This window comes from Planotetraspora thailandica (assembly GCF_016863335.1).
Classification (GTDB): Bacteria; Actinomycetota; Actinomycetes; order Streptosporangiales; family Streptosporangiaceae; genus Planotetraspora; species Planotetraspora thailandica.
In genome coordinates this window covers 40,346-46,864 of sequence record NZ_BOOR01000049.1, presented here as the reverse complement: position 1 = coordinate 46,864, position 6,519 = coordinate 40,346, and the positions used below count along the sequence as shown (strand labels likewise).

General features: G+C 66.2%; 7 protein-coding genes and 1 pseudogene. 5 read left to right on the top strand and 3 right to left on the bottom strand.

Features of this window, described 5'->3' with window-relative positions; genetic code table 11:
• From Pth03_RS28185 to Pth03_RS28170, 4 genes are all read left to right on the top strand, one after another.
• Window positions 1–637 (top strand): SDR family oxidoreductase (locus Pth03_RS28185; protein ID WP_203947436.1); only part of this gene is annotated, 637 nt, incomplete at its 5' end.
• Between the two features lie 42 nt (window positions 638–679).
• The gene (locus Pth03_RS28180; RefSeq protein ID WP_203947435.1) at window positions 680–1,705 is read left to right on the top strand and encodes an NADP-dependent oxidoreductase; all 1,026 of its coding nucleotides are present in this window, start codon (window positions 680–682) and stop codon (window positions 1,703–1,705) included.
• Between the two features lie 186 nt (window positions 1,706–1,891).
• A complete protein-coding gene (locus tag Pth03_RS28175) occupies window positions 1,892–2,659 on the top strand; it encodes an SDR family oxidoreductase (RefSeq protein ID WP_203947434.1) in 768 nt (255 codons plus the stop codon).
• Window positions 2,660–2,846: 187 nt separating this feature from the next.
• Entirely contained in the window at window positions 2,847–3,428 is a 582-nt protein-coding gene (locus Pth03_RS28170; RefSeq protein ID WP_239119428.1) for a GNAT family N-acetyltransferase, read from the top strand.
• Between the two features lie 269 nt (window positions 3,429–3,697).
• On the opposite strand, the gene Pth03_RS28165 is transcribed toward Pth03_RS28170, so the two are convergent.
• Window positions 3,698–3,907, bottom strand: coding sequence for a hypothetical protein (locus Pth03_RS28165; protein WP_203947432.1), 210 nt, complete (start codon window positions 3,905–3,907; stop codon window positions 3,698–3,700).
• A gap of 423 nt (window positions 3,908–4,330) precedes the next feature.
• Between Pth03_RS28165 and Pth03_RS28160 the strand changes: the two genes are divergently transcribed.
• Complete coding sequence (locus tag Pth03_RS28160) at window positions 4,331–4,876, top strand: hypothetical protein (RefSeq protein ID WP_203947431.1); 546 nt, start codon at window positions 4,331–4,333, stop codon at window positions 4,874–4,876.
• Between the two features lie 206 nt (window positions 4,877–5,082).
• Here the strand turns inward: Pth03_RS28160 and Pth03_RS42615 are convergent.
• Window positions 5,083–5,388: pseudogene (locus Pth03_RS42615) on the bottom strand (hypothetical protein); the annotation flags it as partial.
• A 121-nt stretch (window positions 5,389–5,509) separates the two neighbouring features.
• Entirely contained in the window at window positions 5,510–6,385 is an 876-nt protein-coding gene (locus Pth03_RS28150) for an alpha/beta fold hydrolase (RefSeq protein ID WP_203947430.1), read from the bottom strand.
• Window positions 6,386–6,519: the final 134 nt, after the last annotated feature.

Genomic DNA, 6,519 nt, shown 5'->3' with positions numbered 1-6,519 from the left:
CGGCGCCCGCCGCACCGACCGGCTCGCCGCCCTGGTCGCCGACATCCGGAAGGACGGCGGCTCCGCCGAGCACGCGGCCCTCGACGTGACCAGCGCGGACAGCGTCGACTCCTTCGTCCAGTCGGCCCACCGCCGCCATGGGCGCATCGACGTCCTCGTCAACAACGCCGGCGTGATGCCCCTGTCGCGCCTCGACGCGCTGCGCGTCGAGGAGTGGAACCAGATGATCGACGTCAACCTCCGCGGCACCCTGCACGGCATCGCTGCCGCGCTCCCCCTGATGCGCGCGCAAGGGTCGGGCCACGTGATCAATGTGTCCTCCACCCTCGGCCACGACGTCGTACCCAACTCCGCCGTCTACAGCGCCACGAAGTTCGCGGTCCGCGCGCTGGCCGACGGGCTCCGTAAGGAGCAACAGGACATCAGGGTCACCGTGATCAGTCCGTCGTTCACCGAAACCGAGTTGAACACCCTGGGCGGCGATCCCGACACCATGGCCTGGGTGCGCACCTTGGCGGACAAGCTCAACATGCCCGCGGACGCCGTGGCGGACGCCATCGCCTACGCGATCGAGCAGCCCGCCTCCATCGACGTCAACGAGATCGTCATCCGTCCCATCGTCGAAGCCGCCCTCTGACACGGCGGCGGACGTTTAGCCGGCTGTCCAAAAGAGGTATCCATGTCCGAAACTCTGAAGCGAACCCGCCGTTACGTTCTCGCGGAGCGCCCCGTCGCGCCCACCGGGCCACTGCAGGAAGGCGTCCTGCGCTACGAGGACGACGTCCCCGTGCCGCAGCTCGAAGCAGGACAGGTTCTGGTGAAGGTCGAGTGGATGTCGCTGGACCCCGCCACCCGAAGCTGGATGAACGACACCCCGAGTTCCCTTCCACCGTCACCGCTAGGCGAGACCATGCGCGCATTGGGAGCGGGCACGGTGAGCGCATCGGAGCACCCGGATTTCGCGGTCGGGGAACAGGTATGCGGATTGCTCGGCTGGCAGGAGGATGCCGTGGTGGACGGCTCGATCCTGCGGCGGGTGCCCGAAGGCGTGCCGCTGAACGCCTCCCTGAACGTCTTGGGCATCGCCGGACAGACCGCCTGGCTGGGGTTGCACGACATCGGACGGCCGCGGAAGGGCGAGACGGTCGTCGTCACCGCGGCGGCCGGCGGCGTAGGTTCCATCGCCGTCCAGCTGGCGGCCGCCGCCGGCGCACGGGTGATCGGCGTCGCCGGAACGCCGGCCAAGTGTGACTGGGTGCGGGAAATCGGCGCCGACGACTGCATCAACTACCGGGAAGACGACGTGTCCGCGGCGTGCTCACGGTTGTGTCCCGACGGGATCGACGTCATCTTCGACAACGTCGGTGGGGCGATGCTCGACGCGCTACTCCCGCACGTGGCAGTCAATGCCCGGGTCGTCCTGTGCGGTGCGATCTCCCGGCATGAGAGCGGACATGGTCCTGTTCCTCTGGACAACTGGTTTCACCTGTTGGTCAACAGGGTCCGGATGGAAGGTTTCATCTACATGGACCACGAGGCCCGCTTCGACGAGATCGAAGCCGATCTCCTCCCCCGCCTGCGCAACGGCGAACTGCGCAGCCGGGAGCACGTGGTCGAGGGACTGACTGCAGCCCCAGCGGCGCTTCACACGCTCTTCGACGGCACGAACACGGGCAAGCTTCTCGTTCGGGTCGGTCAGTCTTGACCCGAATCCACCGCGCCGCGTAGACCACCGGGCCGAGCCGGCATGAGGAACGGATTGCCTCATCCGGGCCGCCCGACGGAGCGTCGGCAGCGCGTTCATCATCGGCGCCAAAGTGGCCACGCAACGGCGCAACCTGTTCGCTGCGGGGCCCGCTCGAATCACCAACTCATGATGAGGAGATCCATCATGTCGTCTGTGCTCATCACCGGCGCCTCCAAAGGCATCGGCCGGGCTATCGCCATCGAACTGTCAGGCCGAGGCCACCGGGTGATCGCCACCGCACGTCGTCCGGAAACGCTGGCCGACCTGCCTGTCGACCAGCGCCTGCGCCTTGATGTCACTGTTCAGGAAAGCGTCGACCAGGCCATTCAGGACGCCGGCGACATCGATGTCGTGGTGAGCAATGCCGGCGAGACGGTGCGCGCGCCTTTGGAGAGCGTCCCGCTCTCGGAGGTCGAACGGCTCTTTCAGCTCAACACCTTGGGTGCGCTGCGGGTGGCGCAAGGCGTGCTTCCGGCGATGCGCGAAAGAGGAGCGGGCCGCCTCGTCTTCGTCTCCAGCATCCAGGGGCGGCTGGTGCTGCCGATGATCGGCCCTTACGGCGCCAGCAAGTGGGCGCTGGAGGCGCTCGCAGAGACACTCGCCATCGAGACGGGTCACTTCGGTATCAAGGTGAGTGTGGTGCAGCCCGGTGTGGTCTCCTCGGGCGGCGCTGGGCGCGCCAAGGTGTTCCTGAAGGAGAACGACCCGTACACCCCGCTGTATGAGGCGCTCGGTGTCCTCCGTGGTGAGTCCATCACCCCAGAGGAGGTGGCCGCCGCGGTGGCCGACACGATCGAGGAGCCCGAACCTCCGCTGCGCGTGCCGGTCGGTGCACCCGCCAAGCGGGTTCTGCAAGCCCGCAAAGAGGCCCCGGAGAGCGAGCCCTTCCTGATGGCCGAAATCAATTGGTAGTCGTCGAGGAGCCAGACGGGGTGGATCTTGGGTGGTGTGAGCCATGGTAAGAAACTCGGCTGGTTTTCCGATCGGACAGTCACATCCGCTGGACAATTCTGTCTACTCGGCGCTGACCGGGCCGCACGCCCACTTCGCGCAGCGACGGGGCAACGCATTGCGCTACCCGTTGGACGTGTCACCGTTCATGGCGCTGCCGGACTCCCCCGACGACGCCGACTGGGCGGACATCGCAGCACTCGCCGGTCCCAGTGGAGGAGCCACGCTGACCGGCCTCACGGTCGAGCCGCCGGATGGCTGGGAGGTCGTGACGCGAGGCGCCGTACTGCAACTCGTCGACGACGGGATCGCCGCCGTGCCGGATGAGGAGGCCCTCCCCCTTACCCAGGCGGACGTTCCGGAGATGCTTGCTCTGACCGAACGCACCAAGCCGGGACCGTTCCTGCCGCGCACGATCGAGATGGGCACCTATCTGGGTATCCGCCGGCGCGGGCGTCTGGTGGCGATGGCCGGTGAACGACTGCGCCTTCCGGGTTGGACGGAGATCAGCGGAGTCTGTACGGATGCGGACTGGCGCGGACAGGGGTTGGGGACCCGGCTGGTGCTGGCTGTCGCGGCCGGCATCCGGGAACGCGGCGAGACACCGTTTCTGCATGTGGTCGCGTCCAACATGAACGCCTTCCGGCTGTACGAATCCCTGGGATTCCGACTTCACCGCGCTGCAACCCTTGTGCTCACCCGGCCGTCGGCGGAAGCACCGATCAGCTGAACGAGTAAGTCTTAAATCGGTCGGTGATCCTAGAATGCCAGCAACTGCCGTCGCGTCTGTGCCGGCGACCGGTTGTGCGGCGGGGCGGCGACTTGAAGACCCCCCCACGTCGTCCACGAGATCGTTGGACATTCGAATATCGAGGTCACCATGACGATCTACGCCCATACCTCGCTTGACGCGAAGTGTGCGGCCCTCAGCAACCTAGGCTGATCTTGCCTTTCACTGAGAAGCGCTCCGGGCTTCCGGGGCGCTTCTGTCATTGGTGGTCAATAGAGCCACTTTTCACTGTGGCGATGCTTCGTCGGCTCCGGCTCCTCACCCTGTAGGAGCGCGAGTCGGACGCGCTGTCGGGCTTTGCGCTCGGCGATGTTCGTGTCCACGCCGATGCCCTTGTAGGACCCACCGATGTCACGCCTGAAGCGCCGGCCGTCCTGCTCCTGGATACGTAGCGGCATCGTGTTATCGGTGCGGCTCACTCCTCAATATTCGCAGCACCTTTGGCACGGCTGCCAACCCTGTTGTCGTCAGCGTTGTCGTCACTAGAGACCAAAAGACTCCCTGGCCGTGATCGGCTCGGGCCGTTCGGGTTGCTCAGGTGCTGTGGTCAGGGGCAGGGTCGAACTGCCGACCTTCCACTCTTCAGGCGGAGCGATCACCCTGTTCGGGTGGTCGAGGACGTGGTCAGGCGCGAGCGCGGGGTGGCGCGAATGTGTCGGCGTGCGGGAACGTTGCTCAGTGCTGCTGTCACCTCAGCCGCGGTCCCAGTGCCGAGTGCGGATGCGCCCCTCACATGGACGGTATGGATCAGCTTTGCTCAAAGGCTCTTTCATCGCATGACGGACCGTCATCCTGGCAATCAGCAGCGGACGCAAGATCCAACTGAGGGCTATCGTACGGCTGTGACGCTCACCGACGCCGATCTGGCCGCTAAGCTCGCACCCGCCGGCCTGAACTTCGTCAAGCGGTGGAACCAGGAGGATGTCCGGTTGCCTCCGCTGCCAACGGGATACTCACCCGCGAGCGCAGGCCCCGAGCACGGCCGATTCGATTCCCGCCCGGACGAGATAGCCGATGTCGATGCTCCGGACATGCCTGACAAGGTCCATGCGAGCTGGTTCCGAATGGCAACCGAATACGGGCTCTTCAATGAGAACCGCGAGTTCCTGCTCGGAGCCTGCTACGCGAGATACTACGAAACGGACGATGGGTACGATGACAACGCATGGGTTCAGGTACGCCTCCTCGATGACTGGGATTTCGTCGCGAGTGAAGTAGATCTGCTGCGAAGCGCAATGGCGGGGCTGTTCACGACGCGCTTCGTGCCGGAGTTCACGGTGGCGTCCCTGGACGGGCGGACGATGATGAACACCACTGTCTGGGGCAATGGCACCGTAAGCACCATCGCCATATGCACCCCAGACGACTCCTCGCAGACCGAGCGTTGATCCGATGGCAGACCGAGAGTTGGAACGTAAGCGGGAGGACGTCCTGCGCATTACGAGCCCTCATGTCGGCCGCTCGGAGGTGTCCGCGCGCTTCCGCTGATGTCCGTATGCCGAGGTCAGGGGGCCATCGCGGTCATCACCGGACGGTGATCGCGAGACGGTAGGACGGCTTCCGGGCCGAGCGAGGTGACCATGACCATCTACGCTCACGTCTCTCGAGGACAAGCACAACGCCCTGGGCAAGCTTGGTGATGCCCTCGCCTGAAGCGCCACAGGCACGTCAAAGCGCCCGGGTGATTCAACCCGGGCCTTGCCATTGATCGCCTAGCTGCGTACGCCGCCACTTGGCCCGGTCGGATGCTCGCCGCGTGCGAGTTGGCTGCCAATTCGTGCCCCTTGCGGCTGGGCAAGCTGGAATCGAAGTACCAGCGCCCGGAGCCGTCGGCATCTTTACAGATCAACACACGCGCAGATGGCCTTCCGTTCTTGTCGGCCGTGGACAGCGTCGTCGTATGCGGTTCGGCTCGGGGTGCCTCGGGGCCGGAGGCCGGTCTGAGCGGCCTCCGGCCCCGAAAGGGAACAGCGTGTGAGCGCCTCCGGCGGCCGCGTCGTGCAGGTCAGAGGCGACCCCTGTCAGGAGCGGACGGCCGCTCGGGCGGCGTCGAGGATGACGTCGGTCACCACGCCGGGCCGGGTGATGAGGGACAGGTGACCGGCGTCGACCTTGGTGATGTGAGCGCCCGCTCGGACGGCCATGGCCGACTGCTCGGCTGCGGGAATGACATGGTCGGCGGTTCCGACGACGGCCCAGGAGGGGATGGTCTGCCACGCGGGTGTGCCGGAGGGTTCGGATCCGGCGCTGACGGCGAAGGGGCGCTGGCCGGCCGCCAGGAGACGGGCTTGGGCGCTCGGGACACCGTTGGCGAAGCAGTCCGCGAACCCCTGGTAGGTGCCGTTGGGCGCGACCTTGAGGTAGGCGTCGTAGTCGCCCTGGGGAGAGCCGGGGTACTGCACCAGGTTCAGGAACGTCGACGGGTCGGCGGTGACGCACGAACCGGGCTTGGCGGCGTTGATCTGGAACACGGTCTCGCCCTTGGCGGGGATGTAGGCGTTGTCGTAGACCAAGGCCTTGACATTGGGGTTGCCCACGGCGGCGTTGGTGATGACCATGCCGCCGTAGGAGTGGCCCACCAGGACGACCGGGCCCTGAATGGTGGCCAGATAGTTCTTCAGGGTCTGCGCGTCGTAGCCGACGCCGCGCAGCGGGTTGGGCGGGGCGGCGACGGTGTAACCGTCGTGCTGGAGGCGGCTGATCACCGCGTTCCAGCTCGACGCGTCCGCCCACGCACCGTGTACGAGCACGATCGTCGGCTTGGGACCGCGGTCTTTCGCGGTGGTGGTGGCCTGCGCGACCACCTGGGTGGCCGACACCAGCACCCCGGTGACGGCCAGGGCCGATGCGGCGGCCAGCACGCGAGACTTGCGCAGCCGTGTTCCTCGGAATCGCATGACGAAAGGTCCTTTCGGTGGCCCTGTCATGGGCCACATGAGTAAGTCACCGAATGCCGATGCGACTTCGGTGCGAGTACGGGATCGGGCACGCCAGGAGGGCGATGTGGATCGGAACCGAAGGACGTTGGGTC

Excerpts from the sequence above, each read along its gene's own strand:
- Pth03_RS28170 (WP_239119428.1), top strand. The coding sequence starts at position 2,847 with ATGGCGCTGCCGGACTCCCCCGACGACGCCGACTGGGCGGACATCGCA.
- Pth03_RS28175 (WP_203947434.1), top strand. The coding sequence starts at position 1,892 with ATGTCGTCTGTGCTCATCACCGGCGCCTCCAAAGGCATCGGCCGGGCT.
- Pth03_RS28150 (WP_203947430.1), bottom strand. The coding sequence starts at position 6,385 with ATGCGATTCCGAGGAACACGGCTGCGCAAGTCTCGCGTGCTGGCCGCC.
- Pth03_RS28180 (WP_203947435.1), top strand. The coding sequence starts at position 680 with ATGTCCGAAACTCTGAAGCGAACCCGCCGTTACGTTCTCGCGGAGCGC.